Below are 16482 nucleotides of genomic sequence, written 5' to 3'. Positions count from 1 at the left end.
GTTAATTCTGTGAATAATAGTACCCGACGCCCCACTTTGTGTGAACGTATTTCGGTTCGCTCGGATTGCTCTCGATCTTCTCCCGAAGACGCCGCACATGCACATCCACCGTTCTGACATCCCCCGGATACTCATAGCCCCATACAAGATTCAAAAGATTCTCTCTTCCATATACCTTGTTGGGATTATTCACGAGCAGTTCTAAAAGGTCGAACTCCTTTGCAGTGAGATTGACCTCCCTGCCGAGAATAAACAGCCTTCTGCTCTCGCAGTCCAGCTTTAAGTCTCCCGCCTCGATCACCTTGGATTCTTCTTTCCTGGACTGCGATGCGGCAGTTCTTCTCATGATGGCTTTGATTCTCGCCTTCACTTCCAGAATGTTGAACGGCTTTGTGATATAGTCATCCGCGCCGTACTCCAGTCCAAGAATCTTATCCATGTCATCGCCCTTGGCTGTGAGCATGACAATCGGCATATTGGAAAACTCGCGGATATGCTGGCACACCTCGAATCCGTCCATCTTCGGCAGCATAATATCCAGCAGAATCATGTCGTATGCATTCTCTGTCGCCATCTTAAGCGCTTCCTTACCGTCGTAGGCGCAATCCACTTCCATGCCGTCCTGCTCCAGACTGAAACGGATTCCCTTTACGATTAACTTTTCATCATCCACCACAAGAACTTTTTTCGCCATTTATTTCACCTTTATCTGATCTCTGATCCGATTATACAATCCCTCTTTGATTCCATCTACATTCATAATCTCTTCAACGGAAGAAAATCCTCCGTGCGCATCCCGGTAGTTTACAACCGCCTTCGCCTTGGTCTGTCCGATCCCGGAAAGCGTCATAAGCTCTGCCAGCGACGCCGTGTTGAGATTCAGACGTCCGTCTTCCGGAGACGATGCCGTCCCTCCCGAAGTTCCCTCACCGTTCCTGACACTGCTGTCCGCAGAAGTCACACTTCCTCCCGCAGAAACTGCACTGCCGCCCGCAGAAGTCATACTGCCCGTCATCCCGGCCGCTTCTTCGCTGTCAGGAATATACACCATGAGTCCGTCGTACACGCTCTCCGCAAGATTGACTGCACACATCCCGGCATCCTCTGTCATGCCGCCCGCCATCTCGACCGCCTCATAGATGCGGTCTCCGGGCTCTAACACGTACACGCCCGGCTCTGCCACCTCTCCGCAGACATAGACATAACATTTTCCCGACGCACGGTCTGCCTTATCAGCATCTTCCGTCGTCTCCGGTGCAAGAGCTGCCTCAGCCGCCCATTCCTCACCGGAAACCTCCGGCAGATCCACACTTCCCGTCTGCTCCCCGCCGGAAACGTCCAGTATATCCAGACGCTCCCCAGCCTCCGTTTCTTCCGTCTCCTGCACATTCCCGGTATCCTGCGAGACTTCCGTCTCCAGATAAACCTCGTTCTGACTGCCACATCCCGCCATAAAAATGCACAGAATCATGCCAGCCCCTATCTTCTTCCATGTTCGTATCATAAGCATTCTCCTTCTTCTATATAAAAGGAGTCCTCAATGCCCGATATTCATATTCTAACGAAATTTTACAGCCGTGACAAGAGTGTTTCAGAAATATTTCAAAATTGTTTCTTCCAATGTTACCCAGAAATTTTTGGCATCCTTGGAATCCGGCATTAAAACTGCCCCCTCATACGCGTCCAACGCCGTCTGCTCCACGGTATCCGGCGTCTCTGACGGAATCACGGAGTAATGTCCCGACAATCCATGCAATTCGTCCGCCATGCCGACTGTCACAAACTGTGCAAAATCTGCCGCCGCTGCACTGTCTTTTGTATAATCATTGACCACTATCATATCGGTAGACGCACATGTCGCCGCCGAGAGCGTATCGCTTAACTCCGGCATCTGCATCAGCCCATAGTCATATCCGTCCAGCTGCCAGAGTGTATCAGTATCCAGGATTGCCGAAAGAGTCCGCCCTTCCCGGAAATTGTTCACGATATGCTGTTCGGACACCTGATCCGCATCAATGGAAAAAGATGCCAATATCGTGTCAAAATACTCCAGATCCAGCTGATAGAGCGTATCATCGTAGGTGACATCCAATTCGTCCGATCCTCTCTTTGCGAACGTGACGCTGTTGCCGACAAACGGGAAATCATAGAACGCATCCTTGACATCCCACTCCAGCAGATATTCCACATTCTCTGCCGGCTCGTTCTCATTGGAATAATCGATGATTGCCTGCAGTGATGCCGGCGCCTCGGTAAAATAATCCGTCTGGTAAATAAACACGCACGCATCGTAGGACAGCGGATACCCGAGCACGCGCTCTTCGTAGGTCGCCGCCTCGACTGCCTTTTCCAACACGCCGTTTTCCGACGGATCCGTCTGATTCACGGAAACAAGACCATAGAGGTATGCTTCCTCCAGATTATCCCCCGGTAAGAGGTACACATCCGGAAATGCATCATCCTGCATGGTCTTATCGTAAATAGTTCCAAGATAATCAATGGTATCCTGATACTGCACGGCTACTTTTTTCCCGGTCTTAGCGTAATAGCGCACAGCCGCCTCGGTAAAAAAGTCTGCATAGCTGTCATCCGCATACCACAGCGTAAGGTCTGCCGGTGCGCTCCGGTAAGCTTCATCCGCCGCCGTTTCTCCCGTCTCCGTGGAGGACACACCCTCCCCACTGCTGCCGCATCCAGCTGTATTCATAACAGCCATTCCTGTCATTCCAAGCACAACGACAAGTCCTGCCACCGTCAGTCTTTTGTATAATCGTTTCATTTTATTTCCCTAATCCGTTTTTTTATTCTCATTATCAGGGAATTACATCTCTGCCAGAACCGCATCCAGCTTCTCTGCCATCTCATCCACATGCTCTTTCCCGATAATCAGTGGAGGTACAAAACGAAGCACATCGGCGCCTGCCGTGATCACGACAAGTCCGTGTTCCAATGCTGCTGACGCAATTTTTCCAACCGGTTTCTCACACACAACGCCCTGCATCAGTCCCAGACCTCTGCGCGCCGTAAGGAAATCATACTTTTCCACAAGCGCATCCAGCTTCTGCTCCAGATACGGCGTGATCTCTTTTACATGCTCTGTAATCCGATCCCGCTCCATCATCTTAAGCACGGTGTCAACTGCTGCTCCGACAAACGGGTTGCCGCCGTAGGTCGTCCCGTGATCGCCCGGTGCCAGCGACTTTTCCGCCACGCGCTCAGTCATCAGGAATGCTCCCACCGGAACACCGCATCCAAGCGCCTTCGCGCTGGTCATAATGTCCGGTTTCACACCGTAGTGCTGCCATGCGAACATCTCGCCGGTGCGCCCCATGCCGCACTGGATCTCATCTAAGATCAGCAGAATGTCATGCTCATCGCAGAGTGCACGCACCCCCTGAAGGAATTCGTCGGTTGCCGGGTAGATTCCACCCTCGCCCTGTACCGTCTCCAAAATAATAGCACAGGTTTTCTCATTTATCAAAGCTTTTACGCTGTCTAACTGATTAAATTCCGCGAAACGGATTCCCGGGATCAGCGGTTCAAACGGTTCCTGGTAATGTTTATTGCCGGTTACCGAGAGTGCTCCGAGACTTCTGCCATGGAACGAGTGATTCATGGCAATGATCTCATGCCCTGCATGACCGTCCCTGGTGTACGCGTATTTCTTTGCGGCTTTTAAGGCTCCCTCGATTGCCTCCGTGCCACTGTTCGTAAAAAAGACGCGATCCATCCGGCTTGCCTTTAAGACACGTTTCGCCGCGCTTGTGATCGGCTCGTTGTAAAACAGGTTGGACGTGTGCATCAGCTTATCCACCTGCGTCTTTAGCGCCTCGCTGTACTCCCTGTTATGATACCCAAATGCCTGCACGGCGATTCCCGCCGCAAAATCCAGATATTCTTTTCCGTCCGTGTCATACAGGTATACACCCTCCCCATGGTCAAACACCACCGGGAAACGGTTATAGGTATGGAGGATGCTCTCCTCCGCCTCTTTCATGCATGTCTCTTTATTCATTGTAATACCTCTTCTCTTTCTCACTAAGGATCGCCGTACCGATACCTCTGTTGGTAAAGATCTCAAGGAGCAGACAATGTGCGATCCGCCCGTCTAAAATATGTACTCTGGACACGCCGTTTTCAATGGCGTCGATGCAGTTGTTCAGTTTCGGCAGCATACCGCCCCCGATAAAGCCGTCGCCGATCAATGCTCTCGCCTCGTCGATGGTCAGTTCCGAGATGAGCGTGCTCTTGTCCGAAGGATCCTTGTATACACCCTCAATGTCCGTCAAAAATGCAAGCTTCTCCGCGCTGACCGCCTTTGCAATCGCACAAGCCGCATCATCCGCGTTGATATTGTAGCTGTTGTAGGCATCATCCATTCCGACCGGACACACGATCGGCAGAAAATCCTTCTCCAGAAGATCGTAGAGGATCTTCGGATTGACCTCCGTGATCTCACCGACAAATCCGATGTCCTCCCCGTTGGAATATTTTTTCTCCACCTTGAGCAGTCCGCCGTCCTTGCCGCTGATGCCGATTGCATTGACACCCAGCTCTTCCACCAGCTTGACCAGAGATTTGTTGACCTTATTTAAGACCATCTCCGCAATCTCCATCGTCGCCTCATCCGTCTTGCGGAGTCCGTTGACAAACACCGGCTCCATGCCGACTTTTCCAACCCAGCGGCTGATCTCCTTGCCTCCGCCGTGCACGATGATCGGCTTGAATCCAACCAGTTTTAAGAGGGTCACATCCTGGATCACATGGCGCTTTAACTCCTCGTCCACCATGGCGCTTCCGCCGTACTTTACCACAATGATCTTGCGGTTAAAACGCTGTATATAAGGGAGCGCCTCGATCAGCACTTCCGCCTTTGCCAGAATTTCCTGCATATTTTTCTCGTCCATTTTCTCTCCACTCTCCCTGAATTTTTACGTCTCTGCTTAGGAACGGTAATCCGCGTTGATCTTGACATAATCATATGTCAGATCACAGCCCCACGCCGTCGCCTCCTCCGTGCCCATCTTGATATCCGCGATCGCCGTCACCTCCGGCTCCGAGAGGATCTTCGTCGCCTCCTCCTCGCTGTAGTCAAGTGCCACGCCGTCCTTTATGATCTGCATTTTTCCTGCCGCACTCTCAAAGAACAGATCCACCTTCTCCGGATCAAACTGTGCGCCCGAGTAACCCATCGCACAGAGAATTCTTCCCCAGTTTGCATCGTGTCCGTAGATTGCCGCCTTGGTCAGATTCGATGTGATGACCGACTTGCTGATGATCTTCGCCTGCTCCTTCGTCTCTGCTCCGATGACCTTCACCTCAAACAGCGCCGTGGCTCCCTCGCCGTCGCCTGCCATCTGCTTCGCCAGATATTCATTGACTGTCCGCAATGCCTCGCAGAACCTGTCGTAATCCTCATTTTTCTCTGAAATGACCGGATTCTCCGCCATCCCGTTCGCTAAAAGCAGACAGGTATCATTGGTGGAAGTGTCGCCGTCCACGGAGATCATATTATAGGTGTCGCAGACATCTGCCTGCAGCGCTTCTAAAAGCAGGGGCTGTGCGATCGCCGCATCCGTTGTCACAAAACTCAACATCGTGCACATGTTCGGATGAATCATGCCCGAGCCTTTGCACATGCCGCCGATCGTAACAGGAACGCCGCCAAGCATGACTTCCACCGCAATCTCCTTCTCGTGGGTATCCGTCGTCATGATCGCCTGTGCCGCCGCATGACCGCTCTCTGTCTCACCCGACAATGCCGGAACCATCGCCTCAATTCCCGCACAGATGCGCTCCATCGGAAGCTGCATGCCGATCACTCCGGTCGATGCCACGAGCACCTGATCTTCCGGAACCGGAAGCAGTTCACCGACTTTCTCCGCCGTCTGTCTGCAGTAGCGCATTCCCTCCTCGCCGGTACACGCATTGGCAATCCCCGCATTGATCACAACCGCCTGCGCCTTTTTGCTCTCGTATACAATCTTCTGATCCCACTTTACCGGGGCAGCCTTCACCAGATTCGTGGTAAAAGTTCCCGCCACCGCACAGGGAACCTCGCTGTAGAGCATTGCCATGTCCTGTCTGTTCTGATATTTGATACCAGCCGCCGTGCTGGCAGCACAAAATCCTTTTGCGGCGGTCACTCCGCCCTTTATCATCTTTATCATTCCGCACTCCTTTTCTTCCTATGGATTATAGGTCGTGATATTATCCTCGTTTGTGACATATTCGTAATAGTTGACATCCTCGCGGAAAGTCCACCCGAGTCCCTGCCAGAAACGGTTTCCGACTTCATTTTTCTTGAATGCAATCAGGTTGATCTTGTTGATATGCTCTGCCGCAAGCGCATCCACGCAGGCACCCACGAGTTTCTGTCCGATCCCGTGCTTGCGGTACGCCTCCTGCACGCATACATGATACAGGCAGCCTCTTCTCCCGTCATGTCCGCAGAGAATCGCGCCCACAATCTTTCCCTCCGCCACCGCTACCATGCTGGTGGTCGGATTACGTCTTATAAAACGCTCCACGCCCTCTCTGGAATCATCGATGCTGCGGATTCCAAACCCGTGAATCTCCATCCATAACGCATGTACCGTCTCAAAATCATCCATTGTCATCACGCGGATGACCGGTTCTGTCTCTTTCATACTTCCATCTCTTCTCTTTATCATTTCCGGTTCATTTTCCCGCTGCTTCCTTCCGTGGAAAATCCTTCCCGGGTTCTGTTTTCGCTCTGTATCTACGGGAACATCGGCACCAGACAAAGCCCTTCCGCCTCGTCAAATCCAAACAGCAGATTCATGTTCTGCACTGCCTGTCCGGCCGCACCCTTGACCAGATTGTCAAGCGCTCCCATCATCACGATTCTGCCCGTGCGCTCATCGATCTTAAAACCGATATCCACATAATTGCTTCCCTCGACCCATTTGGTCTCCGGGCACGCATCCTTCGGAAGCACGCGGACGAACTTTTCCTTCGCATAATACTTATCGTAAGCCGCCTTGATCTCCTCGTAAGAAGGAAGACTTCCGTCCGCCTTTTTCGTCAGGGTGGCATATTCTGTCGCCAGAATTCCGCGGTTCATCGGCACCAGATGCGGCGTAAAATTCACAACAACCGGTCTGCCTGCCGCGTAGCCGAGCTGCTCTTCAATCTCCGGTGTATGTCTGTGGCTCGTGACACCGTACGCCTTCATATTCTCATTGACCTCACAGAACAGATTCGGCAGCTTCGCACCGCGCCCTGCGCCGGAGGTACCGGACTTCGCATCAATGATAAGGGTATCCGGATCGATCAGCCCTTCCTTCACCAGCGGATATGCCGTCAGAATCGAACAGGTGGTGTAGCAGCCCGGATTGGCAACCAGTCTGGCATTTTTCACTTTATCGCGGTTCACTTCGCAAAGGCCGTACACCGCCTCCCCGATAAACTGCGGGCTCTTATGCTCGATCTTATACCATTTCTCATACACCGCAACGTCCTTGATACGGAAATCCGCGGACAGATCGATGATCTTTGTCTTCTCAAGAAGTCCTTCGTTTAAGACGCCTGCCAGAAATCCCTGCGGCGTCGCCGTAAAGATCACATCCACCTGCTCTGCCAGTGCTTCCATATTGTCGTCCATACACACGTCATCCACGATCTCAAACATGTTCTGATATACTTCTGCGTATTTCTGATCTATATAACTTCTGGAACCGTACCATTTGATTTCCACTTCTTTATGTCCCATCAGAAGACGCACCAGCTCATTTCCCGCATAACCGGTCGCACCTATGATTCCTGCCTTTATCATGTTCGTATTCCGCCTTTCCTTTTCCTGCAAAAAATCTTTTCACACTATATCCCTATATTAGTCTACCTCTTTGCCATAGTAAAGTATTTTTTGTCCGTTTTTTAGAAATATTCTTGCATAATTATACATCCGTTTTTTCTTTTATGCAAGCATTGTTTTACTATTTATGCAACGTTTTTCTTGTTTTAGATTTCTTTTTTCCTTAATTTATATAGGTTTTCCCTATTTTCATTCTGTATGCTTTGTACATGTATATGCATTTTTATTTGAAATATATGTATATTTTTTCACTTGCTTTTCCGTTGCATATGTTGTATATTGATTGCAGTTAATGATTTACAGAAAGGAAAAAAGCCCATGAAAGAAAAAGTTATCTTAGCTTACTCCGGCGGTCTGGACACCACCGCCATCATTCCCTGGTTAAAGGAGAATTACGATTACGAAGTCATCTGCTGCTGCATCGACTGCGGTCAGGAGGAAGAACTGGACGGTCTGGAAGAAAGAGCCATCTCCTGCGGAGCTTCCAAGCTTTACATCGTCGACATCATCGACGAGTTCTGCGATGACTACATCATGCCGTGCGTACAGGCAAACGCCATCTACGAGAACAAATATCTGCTCGGCACTTCCATGGCACGTCCGTTAATCGGCAAGAAGCTGGTTGAGATCGCAAGAAAAGAAGGTGCTACCGCCATCTGCCACGGCGCTACCGGAAAAGGAAACGACCAGATCCGTTTTGAGCTTGCCATCAAGGCTCTCGCTCCGGATCTCAAGATTATCGCTGCATGGAGAGACGACAAGTGGACCATGCAGTCCCGCGAGGATGAGATCGCATACTGCCAGGCACACGGCATTCATCTTCCGTTCTCCGCAGACACCAGCTACAGCCGTGACCGCAACATCTGGCATATCAGCCACGAGGGTCTTGAGCTCGAGGATCCTGCCTGTGAGCCGAACTACGATCACCTTCTGGTACTCGGCGTCTCCCCGGAAAAAGCTCCTGAGGAGGGCGAGTATGTGACCATGACCTTCGAGAAAGGTGTTCCGACCTCCGTCAACGGCAAGAAGATGAAGGTTTCCGATATTATCCGTGAGTTGAACCGTCTCGGCGGCAAACACGGCGTCGGCATCATCGACATCGTGGAGAACCGTGTTGTCGGCATGAAGTCCCGCGGTGTCTATGAGACTCCTGGCGGAACCATTCTGATGGAAGCACATCAGCAGCTCGAGGAGCTGGTACTTGACCGTGCTACCATGGAAGTGAAAAAGGATATGGGCAACAAGCTCGCTCAGATCGTATACGAGGGCAAATGGTACACCCCTCTCTGCGACGCAGTGAAAGCATTTGTCACCTCCACACAGGAATATGTGACCGGTGAAGTCAAGTTCAAGCTTTACAAGGGCAACATCATCAAGGCCGGAACGACCTCCCCGTATTCTCTCTACAGCGAGTCCTTGGCAAGCTTCACCACCGGCGATCTCTACGATCACCACGATGCTTCCGGATTCATCACACTGTTCGGACTGCCGTTAAAAGTTCGTGCAATGAAGATGCAGGAAATCGGCGAGAAAAACAAATACGAATAAATCGTACATCCGGATTGCTTACACAAGAACCCCCGGAAATCTGCCGTTTCGGCAGATTTCCGGGGGTTCCTTTTCTGTCCGGTTATTCACATTCCGATAATTTTCTTCCTGATCATGCGCTTTCCTGCGCATCCAGTATCGCATCCAGCACGGCAAGCCCCATCTGGATCTCCTGCTCGGTCAGGCTGCCATATCCAAGCAGCAGCACCGGACATTTTCTGTCACTGCCATTCTCTTTCGTCAGCGCATATTCGCCGAGCCCCGATACTTTCACGCCCTGCGCAGCCGCACGCTCACAGATCTCCCTCTCGCTGCATCCGGTATCTGCCTCCACGAGCACATGGAGTCCCGCATGGTCTCCGCTGACTGAGAGCACCCAGCTTCTTTTTTTCAGTTCACCGATCAGGAAATCATGCCTGCCGCGGTAAATACCGCGCATCTTATTAAGATGCCGCTCAAAATGCCCGTCCCGCAAGAACTCCCGGAGAATCTCCTGCTGCATGCGCGGCACCGTCGTCGAATAAAATCCGCAGACGGCGCGGTAGCGCTCCATCAGCTGCTGTGGCAGCACCATATAGCTGATACGCAGAGACGGCGCGATGCTTTTGGAAAATGTCCCAAGGTAAATCACCTTTCCAAGTCCATCCACGCTCTGCAGCGATGGAATCGGCTTTCCGCGGTAGCGGTACTCGCTGTCATGATCGTCCTCGATCAGATAGCGCTCCTCCCGCTCTGCCGCCCACGCAAGAAGTTCAAGTCTCCTTCCAAGAGGCATGACGCTGCCGGTCGGAAACTGATGTGATGGCATCATATAGACCAGTTCCGGCTCTACGGCGCGCACCGTACCGCCGCTAAGCCCCTGCTCGTCCGCTGGCACCGTCACCACCCGGTATCCCATATTCCGAAACGTGTGGTATGCCTGCGGATATCCTGGGTTCTCCATGAGCACAGTCTTATTTTTCCCAAGAAGCTGCGTAAGCAGAATCTCCAGATACTCATTACCGGCTCCGAGCACAATGTTTTCCGGGCGGCAGTTCACACCTCTGGCGTGATGCAGATAGTCCGCAATCTCACTGCGCAGGCTGTACTCCCCCTGTCCGTCCCCCGCCATCAGCAGTTCCTCGCTGTCATCCAACAGCACATTCCGGCTGATCTTCCGCCAGACGTTGTACGGAAAACTGCGGGTATCAATCGCATACGGGGAAAAATCAACCAGACAGACCGGTTTTTCCGCTCTGTGTACCCGTCCCGTTTCTCCAGCGCTGTTTCCCTGAAGCCGGTACAGCTCCGCGATGTCGCATACAAAAAAACCCCGGCAGGGTTCCGCTTGTATATATCCCTCTGCCAGGAGCTGATCGTATGCCATCTCTACGGTGCTTCTGCTCACTGCAAGATTCTTCGCCAGAAGACGCGTGGACGGCAGCCGTTCCCCTCTCGGAATCCTGCCGTCTGTAATCTCACTCTTGATGTATTCGTATATTTTCTCATAGAGGGGAGCTTTCGCTCCCCCCTGTAAGTTCATCATAATCTCTATCATTATAAAACCTTATCCGTCGTTATGCCTTGCTTCTCTTGATCTCCTCGACAATGCGCTCCTTGAGTTCATACGCGCGGTCCTTCATCTTCTTGGACGCCGCTGCGGACTGCAGGATTCTTGCAATGCACTTCGATGCAACATCGTACTTTTTGTAGTGGTATGCCATCGTCGCGAGCAGGTAATCCATCGTGCACTCATCCATGCCGCACATCGGATAGGTCTCTGTGGATACCGCCTTTGTAAATCCTTCATACGCCTGTGCATAGAACGCCTCTTCCTGCTCCCTGCACTCCTTGATCTGCTCTGCCATCTTCGGATCCTTCGCGTCTAAAGACTCACGCTTGCCGCGCAGCAGCCATGCAAGATTCAGGCAGGTGTACGCCTTCTCGCTGTTCTTTCCTTTTTTCACAATCGTGTTGAACAGTGCCAGCTTGTAGCGCTCGATCGCGGTATCATAATCGATCAGCGTCGGCTCCACATTGTCCGCCGGCTTGAAATTCACGCAGATCTTCTCCTTGATCATCTTGACCTGCATGGAGGACAGGTGTTCAAAATAGCGCGTAATCGCGGTATAACCGCAGTACGGACAGGAAATCACACTGTACTTTAAGGTGTCGATGTGCTCATAGCGCGGGCGCAGATCCATATCGGACTCAAGACGCTTTAATCTTCCACTCTTGATCATCTTTGTCTTAAATACCTTGTCACACACTGCACAACGCACAGCCTTGTCCAGAAGAAAGCTTTCTTCTGTCGGCGCCGCCTCCTGCTTTGTGCCGTCCTCTCCCACGACTTCTTTCTTCTCTTCCGCAAAAAGATTCGTGGTATCCTCTGCCTTTAAACCAAATTTTTCCAAACCGGATAATAAATTCATATCTATTCCTCCTAAATCTCAGACCGCGTCCTACGCAGTTGGCAGCTTGAATGAACTCTTCAGTGACACAATGCGGTTGAACACCAGCTGCTCCGGCGTCGAATCCTTTGCATCCACACAGAAGAATCCCTGGCGTACAAACTGGAAACTGTCGTAAGCCTTTGCCCCAGCAAGATTCTCCTCCACCATACAGTTCTTTAACACAGTCAGTGAATTCGGATTGAGGTTCAGACTTCCATCCTCATTGTATACCCCTTTTTCCTCGTCCACGATATTCTCATACAGTCTGACCGTTGCAGGAACCGCATGTGCTGCGGATACCCAGTGAATCGTACCTTTTACCTTTCTGCCATCCGGGCTGTTGCCGCCGCGGGACGCCGGATCGTAAGTACAATGGATCACCGTCACGTTGCCGTCTGCATCCTTCTCAAAGCTGTTGCAGGTTACAAAATATGCATTCATCAGGCGCACTTCATTGCCCGGGAACATACGGAAATACTTTTTCGGTGGCTCCTCCATGAAGTCTTCACGCTCGATATAGAGTTCTCTTGAGAACGGAATCTTACGTGAACCGAGCGCCTCATTCTCCAGATTATTCACAACGTCCAGATACTCAGTCTGTCCTTCCGGATAGTTGTCAATCACAACCTTCACCGGATCAAGGACTGCCATCATACGGGACTTCTTCATCTTGAGATCCTCGCGGATGCAGTACTCTAACATTGCATAGTCAACGGAACTGTTTGCCTTTGAAATACCGCACAGTTCCACGAACATCTTTAACGATTCCGGTGTAAATCCTCTTCTGCGCAGCGCTGCGATGGATACCAGACGCGGATCATCCCATCCGTCCACAATACCTTCCTCAACCAGGCGCTTGATGTAACGCTTGCCGGTTACCACGTTGGTCAGATACAGCTTTGCAAACTCAATCTGTCTCGGCGGCATCTCATCCTTATCCGGAATAATCTGTGCGCCCACCTCGTTGATGACCCACTCATAAAGTGGCCTGTGATCCTCAAACTCCAGCGTACAGATGGAATGCGTGATTCCCTCGATCGCATCCTCGAGCGGATGTGCAAAATCATACATCGGATAGATGCACCATTTATCGCCGGTTCTGTGGTGTGTCATATGCGCCACACGGTAAATGACCGGATCTCTCATATTGATGTTGGAAGAACTCATATCGATGCGTGCGCGGAGCACTTTCTCACCATCCGCGTACTTTCCTTCCCGCATCTCCTCAAACAGCTTTAAGTTCTCCTTGACACTTCTGCCGCTGTACGGATCTTCCTTGCCCGGCTCCGTCAGAGTTCCTCGGTACTCACGGATCTGCTCCGCAGACAGATCGGAGACATAAGCTTTTCCTTTTTTAATCAGCTCTACGGCACACTCATACATCTGATCGAAATAATCGGATGCGAAGAAAAGTCTGCCTTCCCAGTCCGCGCCAAGCCACTTGATGTCCTCCGTGATCGCCTCCACGAACTCGGTCTTCTCCTTGGTAGGATTTGTATCATCAAATCTCAGATTAAACTTTCCGCCATACTTCTGTGCCAGACCATAATTCAAAAGAATGGACTTCGCATGGCCGATATGCAGATAGCCATTCGGTTCCGGTGGAAATCTGGTATGAACAACCTTGCAGTGCCCTTCCTCGATGTCCTTATCAATCATCTGCTCAATAAAATTCTTTGAGACATTTTCGTTTTCCATAATGTCGCATCCTCCTCAATTACAATCCGGACAGCCTGCCGTCCGATCTGCTTTCCCTGTCAAAAAAAGAGAAAGCAACTCATGAAATATCATACATGATACACCGTCAAGGTGCAAGTATAATATAACATGAATTGCCTTTATTTGCTAATACTATTTTATTTCTATGTTTTTACTGATCTTCCACCAGTCTATCCCACACTGTATAAGCAGCATTTCCACGATGATCTGTCAAACCATACCTTTCCTTCAGAAAAGTCCCCAGATATTTTGATACCTTCGTGGCGCCGGCTTCATTCAGGTGATCTCCCCCATCAAGTGTGTCAGACTTCCAGTCGATCCCGAGTTCTTCTGCATACAAATTCAGATCCAGATATAGCACATCATGCTCCTGTGCATATTCTGTTACCGCATCATGGCGTGATCCGTTCCAGCTCTGTGGAGACGGAATACTTACCAGCATCATCTGAATGTTATTTTTTTCACAAAGTCTGTGCACTGCGTCAAGATAGCTTTCCGGTACAAAAGCCAGAGGCTCCTTTGCCGATTCCGTCTGCATATAGTCACCACCTGTGTAAGGCACTATCGCTGTCTTTTTCTCATATCCCATCGTAAAATCGGGCTTCGGTTCCTCCGGCTGCCTGCTCCAGTCTGACTCATCCATATTCTTCCAGCGGTTGTGATATTTATAAAACGGAAGATCACTTGCAAGCTGCAGCTCGAGCGCATGATTAAGCTGATCTGCCATACTGCCATCCATATAGATCAGATTCGTCTCTAATACAACAATATCCGGAGACTGCTTCTCCAGAATCTGTTTCAGCCAGTTATACGCTTCCGGTATAATCTGACCGGACTGCCCGCACACATACGACGCAATCCCCTGCTCTTCCCATATCTGCACCGGTTTTATCGATGTAAACGTGATACTGTCTCCAAAGAAAATAACGTCCAGCGAATTGTTCTCTGCCCCAAAGATTCCGTTGACCTTTACATCACGCGGCGGCATTCCCGCCTCTACTGAATTATCCTTTGGATAGAAGACCCGTGACAATCCCAGAAAAATCACTGCAAGTATCCCAAAAAACAAAAGATACCTTACTATTTTCTTCACTCTGTTCATCTGATCCTCCTAAAAATTCGCATAGATCAACTCCACTTCCAGATATCCGTCTCCGAAGGCCCCAAAGATAAGTGGAAGCAGGATCATTACATAATAACAACACCAACGTGCCGGTGTCGGCAGTGTGACAATCTTCCGCCGGATAGAGATCCCCCGCTCATGGAGCAGCCCCACCACAGTTACCAGTATAACACCACACAAAACGATCGCGATATCTGCCCTATCAATCCCGAAAGACGGCAGATCCATCTGTCCCAAAGCCGTCATGTGGGAATGTCCGAATACGGTCTTTAGCATAACAATCGCAGCTTTTGCCCCGTTTGCCCGAAAGATCATCTCACCGATCACCACCAGCACACTGGTACGCACGATCTGAAAAACTGCATACCCCTTACTTTTCACCAGTCTGCCGCATTTTTCATAGAATACCGCAATCAGCGGTTCACAAAGAATTCCTGCCATAATCAGAACGAAGTAATACATACCGAAAAAAATATAATTCCAGTGCTGCCCGTGCCACAGTCCATTGAGCAGCCATACCGGAAAAAGAGCAGCTGCGGATACCGCTACTTTAGCGCCATGCTTTCCAAACCGCGCCTTAGCTCTGGTTCCAAGCTTCTGTACCCATCCGGTAAGGGATACCGGATAAAAAATATAGTCTTTCAGCCACGCGCCAAGTGTGATATGCCATCTGCGCCAGAATTCTGATACATTTTTTGACAGAAATGGCTGCCTGAAATTTTCCGGCAGCACAACACCAAACATCTCTGCCACGCCAATCACAATATCCATACATCCTGAAAATTCATTGTAAAGCTGCACGGTATATGCCACTGCGGCAAGAGCCAGAATTGCACCATCATAGCTCTGGTAATTCAAAAAGGCAACTCCTACTGCCCGATCCAGCCGGTCTGCAATCACAATCTTTTTAAATAATCCCCACAGTACACGCTGCGCACCCATGGTAAGATTTTCGCTGCTAATTGCTGTTCCCTTCCACAGCTGATCCGCCGTCTGATCAAACCGGCTGATCGGTCCCTCCATGATTTGTGGGAAAAATGCCATGTACAACGCAACCTTTCCAAACTGTCGTTCAGCCCTGTTCTTCCCCTCATAGATATCTACCACATAGCTGACCGCCTGCAGTGTGTAAAAGGAAATACCTATCGGCTGTAGAAACCGAATACTCTTCAGGCAGATAGGCAAGGTCAGAAGGCGAAATACTGCTGAAAGATTCTCCGCGAAAAAATTATAATACTTCACGATAAACAGTACCCCGACCAGAAGCACAAGACTGCCGCAAAGTACTGCCCGCTTTTTTCCGGTAAACTTTTTTTTGAGCTGCTTTACCTCACTGCGTGCAAGCCCATTTTTCTTTTCTTTGAACTCCTGTCCGATGTGATCGATCCAGAGTCCTGCCGCATACATGATAACCGTCGCCCCAAACAGATACAGTAGAAGTATCCCACTGAAAGAAGCAAAAAAAATGTATCCTGCCGCCAGCAGCACATACGGACGGTATTTTGTTCCGGCAATCTGGTAACAGATCAGAATGAGTGGCAGAAATACCAGCAGAAACAGCATTGTATGATATGCCATATCAGCCTTCTTCCTCCAGTCTCTGTATCATTGCCCAGATAGCTTCTGCAGAATTAAAGTTCTTTGCAATCATATCTCCTGGTGCGATCTGCACATCAAATGTATCCCCGATCTCTGATACCAGCGAGAGGATTGCAAACGAATCCAGCAAATGATCATCAATCAGTGTTGTACATGTACTATAATCCACATCCGGATTAATCTCCTCTAAAATCTCCAATAATTCTTCCATTCTTCATTTCTCC

At 50.2% G+C, this 16482-nt stretch carries 15 protein-coding genes; 1 reads left to right on the top strand and 14 read right to left on the bottom strand.

The genetic code is table 11. The features are described from left to right. Window position 1 precedes the first annotated feature (1 nt). The 8 genes from RHOM_RS05510 to argC form a co-directional block, all read right to left on the bottom strand. A complete protein-coding gene (locus tag RHOM_RS05510) occupies window positions 2-694 on the bottom strand; it encodes a response regulator transcription factor (RefSeq protein ID WP_014079287.1) in 693 nt (230 codons plus the stop codon). After that, window positions 695-1504, bottom strand: a complete 810-nt coding sequence (locus tag RHOM_RS05505) for a helix-hairpin-helix domain-containing protein (protein ID WP_081467958.1) — start codon at window positions 1502-1504, stop codon at window positions 695-697. A gap of 87 nt (window positions 1505-1591) precedes the next feature. Then, on the bottom strand, window positions 1592-2779 hold the full coding sequence (locus tag RHOM_RS05500; RefSeq protein ID WP_014079285.1) for a sugar ABC transporter substrate-binding protein: 1188 nt from the start codon (window positions 2777-2779) through the stop codon (window positions 1592-1594). A 42-nt stretch (window positions 2780-2821) separates the two neighbouring features. Further along, window positions 2822-4015 carry an aspartate aminotransferase family protein gene (locus RHOM_RS05495; RefSeq protein ID WP_014079284.1) on the bottom strand — a complete coding sequence of 398 codons (1194 nt, stop codon included), beginning with the start codon at window positions 4013-4015 and terminating at the stop codon, window positions 2822-2824. Beyond that, window positions 4008-4907 (bottom strand): acetylglutamate kinase, encoded by a 900-nt coding sequence (argB, locus tag RHOM_RS05490; protein WP_014079283.1) that lies wholly within the window; start codon window positions 4905-4907, stop codon window positions 4008-4010. Before argB ends, RHOM_RS05495 begins: the two co-directional genes overlap by 8 nt. Before the next feature lie 36 nt (window positions 4908-4943). Beyond that, window positions 4944-6170, bottom strand: coding sequence for a bifunctional glutamate N-acetyltransferase/amino-acid acetyltransferase ArgJ (gene argJ, locus RHOM_RS05485; RefSeq protein ID WP_014079282.1), 1227 nt, complete (start codon window positions 6168-6170; stop codon window positions 4944-4946). Between the two features lie 18 nt (window positions 6171-6188). Then, window positions 6189-6650 carry a GNAT family N-acetyltransferase gene (locus tag RHOM_RS05480; RefSeq protein ID WP_044024865.1) on the bottom strand — a complete coding sequence of 154 codons (462 nt, stop codon included), beginning with the start codon at window positions 6648-6650 and terminating at the stop codon, window positions 6189-6191. A 92-nt stretch (window positions 6651-6742) separates the two neighbouring features. After that, window positions 6743-7798: an N-acetyl-gamma-glutamyl-phosphate reductase gene (gene argC / locus RHOM_RS05475; RefSeq protein WP_014079280.1), complete on the bottom strand. Its 1056-nt coding sequence runs from the start codon at window positions 7796-7798 to the stop codon at window positions 6743-6745. Window positions 7799-8155: 357 nt separating this feature from the next. Here argC and RHOM_RS05470 point away from each other — a divergent pair, with 357 nt between their 5' ends. Beyond that, a complete protein-coding gene (locus RHOM_RS05470; RefSeq protein WP_014079279.1) occupies window positions 8156-9385 on the top strand; it encodes an argininosuccinate synthase in 1230 nt (409 codons plus the stop codon). Between the two features lie 112 nt (window positions 9386-9497). Here the strand turns inward: RHOM_RS05470 and pdxR are convergent, their stop codons facing one another. From pdxR to RHOM_RS05440, 6 genes are all read right to left on the bottom strand, one after another. Next, the gene (gene pdxR / locus RHOM_RS05465) at window positions 9498-10922 is read right to left on the bottom strand and encodes a MocR-like pyridoxine biosynthesis transcription factor PdxR (protein ID WP_014079277.1); all 1425 of its coding nucleotides are present in this window, start codon (window positions 10920-10922) and stop codon (window positions 9498-9500) included. 19 nt (window positions 10923-10941) lie between these two features. Then, window positions 10942-11796, bottom strand: coding sequence for a DUF2225 domain-containing protein (locus tag RHOM_RS05460; protein WP_014079276.1), 855 nt, complete (start codon window positions 11794-11796; stop codon window positions 10942-10944). A 30-nt stretch (window positions 11797-11826) separates the two neighbouring features. Continuing rightward, window positions 11827-13515 (bottom strand): glutamine--tRNA ligase/YqeY domain fusion protein, encoded by a 1689-nt coding sequence (locus RHOM_RS05455; protein WP_014079275.1) that lies wholly within the window; start codon window positions 13513-13515, stop codon window positions 11827-11829. 172 nt (window positions 13516-13687) lie between these two features. Further along, on the bottom strand, window positions 13688-14638 hold the full coding sequence (locus RHOM_RS05450) for an SGNH/GDSL hydrolase family protein (protein ID WP_014079274.1): 951 nt from the start codon (window positions 14636-14638) through the stop codon (window positions 13688-13690). A gap of 9 nt (window positions 14639-14647) precedes the next feature. Next, on the bottom strand, window positions 14648-16237 hold the full coding sequence (locus tag RHOM_RS05445) for an MBOAT family O-acyltransferase (protein ID WP_014079273.1): 1590 nt from the start codon (window positions 16235-16237) through the stop codon (window positions 14648-14650). A gap of 1 nt (window position 16238) precedes the next feature. Further along, complete coding sequence (locus RHOM_RS05440) at window positions 16239-16469, bottom strand: acyl carrier protein (protein ID WP_014079272.1); 231 nt, start codon at window positions 16467-16469, stop codon at window positions 16239-16241. Between the last annotated feature and the right edge of the window lie 13 nt (window positions 16470-16482).

This window comes from Roseburia hominis A2-183, from assembly GCF_000225345.1.
GTDB lineage: Bacteria > Bacillota > Clostridia > Lachnospirales > Lachnospiraceae > Roseburia > Roseburia hominis.
The sequence above is the reverse complement of the archived record's forward strand: the minus strand, read 5'-3'. Positions and strand labels throughout refer to the sequence as shown.

What these genes read in the sequence shown, in the direction of transcription:
- RHOM_RS05510 (WP_014079287.1), bottom strand. Translation starts at nt 694, where the DNA reads ATGGCGAAAAAAGTTCTTGTGGTGGATGATGAAAAGTTAATCGTAAAG.
- RHOM_RS05505 (WP_081467958.1), bottom strand. Translation starts at nt 1,504, where the DNA reads ATGATACGAACATGGAAGAAGATAGGGGCTGGCATGATTCTGTGCATT.
- RHOM_RS05500 (WP_014079285.1), bottom strand. Translation starts at nt 2,779, where the DNA reads ATGAAACGATTATACAAAAGACTGACGGTGGCAGGACTTGTCGTTGTG.
- RHOM_RS05495 (WP_014079284.1), bottom strand. Translation starts at nt 4,015, where the DNA reads ATGAATAAAGAGACATGCATGAAAGAGGCGGAGGAGAGCATCCTCCAT.
- argB (WP_014079283.1), bottom strand. Translation starts at nt 4,907, where the DNA reads ATGGACGAGAAAAATATGCAGGAAATTCTGGCAAAGGCGGAAGTGCTG.
- argJ (WP_014079282.1), bottom strand. Translation starts at nt 6,170, where the DNA reads ATGATAAAGATGATAAAGGGCGGAGTGACCGCCGCAAAAGGATTTTGT.
- RHOM_RS05480 (WP_044024865.1), bottom strand. Translation starts at nt 6,650, where the DNA reads ATGAAAGAGACAGAACCGGTCATCCGCGTGATGACAATGGATGATTTT.
- argC (WP_014079280.1), bottom strand. Translation starts at nt 7,798, where the DNA reads ATGATAAAGGCAGGAATCATAGGTGCGACCGGTTATGCGGGAAATGAG.
- RHOM_RS05470 (WP_014079279.1), top strand. Translation starts at nt 8,156, where the DNA reads ATGAAAGAAAAAGTTATCTTAGCTTACTCCGGCGGTCTGGACACCACC.
- pdxR (WP_014079277.1), bottom strand. Translation starts at nt 10,922, where the DNA reads ATGATAGAGATTATGATGAACTTACAGGGGGGAGCGAAAGCTCCCCTC.
- RHOM_RS05460 (WP_014079276.1), bottom strand. Translation starts at nt 11,796, where the DNA reads ATGAATTTATTATCCGGTTTGGAAAAATTTGGTTTAAAGGCAGAGGAT.
- RHOM_RS05455 (WP_014079275.1), bottom strand. Translation starts at nt 13,515, where the DNA reads ATGGAAAACGAAAATGTCTCAAAGAATTTTATTGAGCAGATGATTGAT.
- RHOM_RS05450 (WP_014079274.1), bottom strand. Translation starts at nt 14,638, where the DNA reads ATGAACAGAGTGAAGAAAATAGTAAGGTATCTTTTGTTTTTTGGGATA.
- RHOM_RS05445 (WP_014079273.1), bottom strand. Translation starts at nt 16,237, where the DNA reads ATGGCATATCATACAATGCTGTTTCTGCTGGTATTTCTGCCACTCATT.
- RHOM_RS05440 (WP_014079272.1), bottom strand. Translation starts at nt 16,469, where the DNA reads ATGGAAGAATTATTGGAGATTTTAGAGGAGATTAATCCGGATGTGGAT.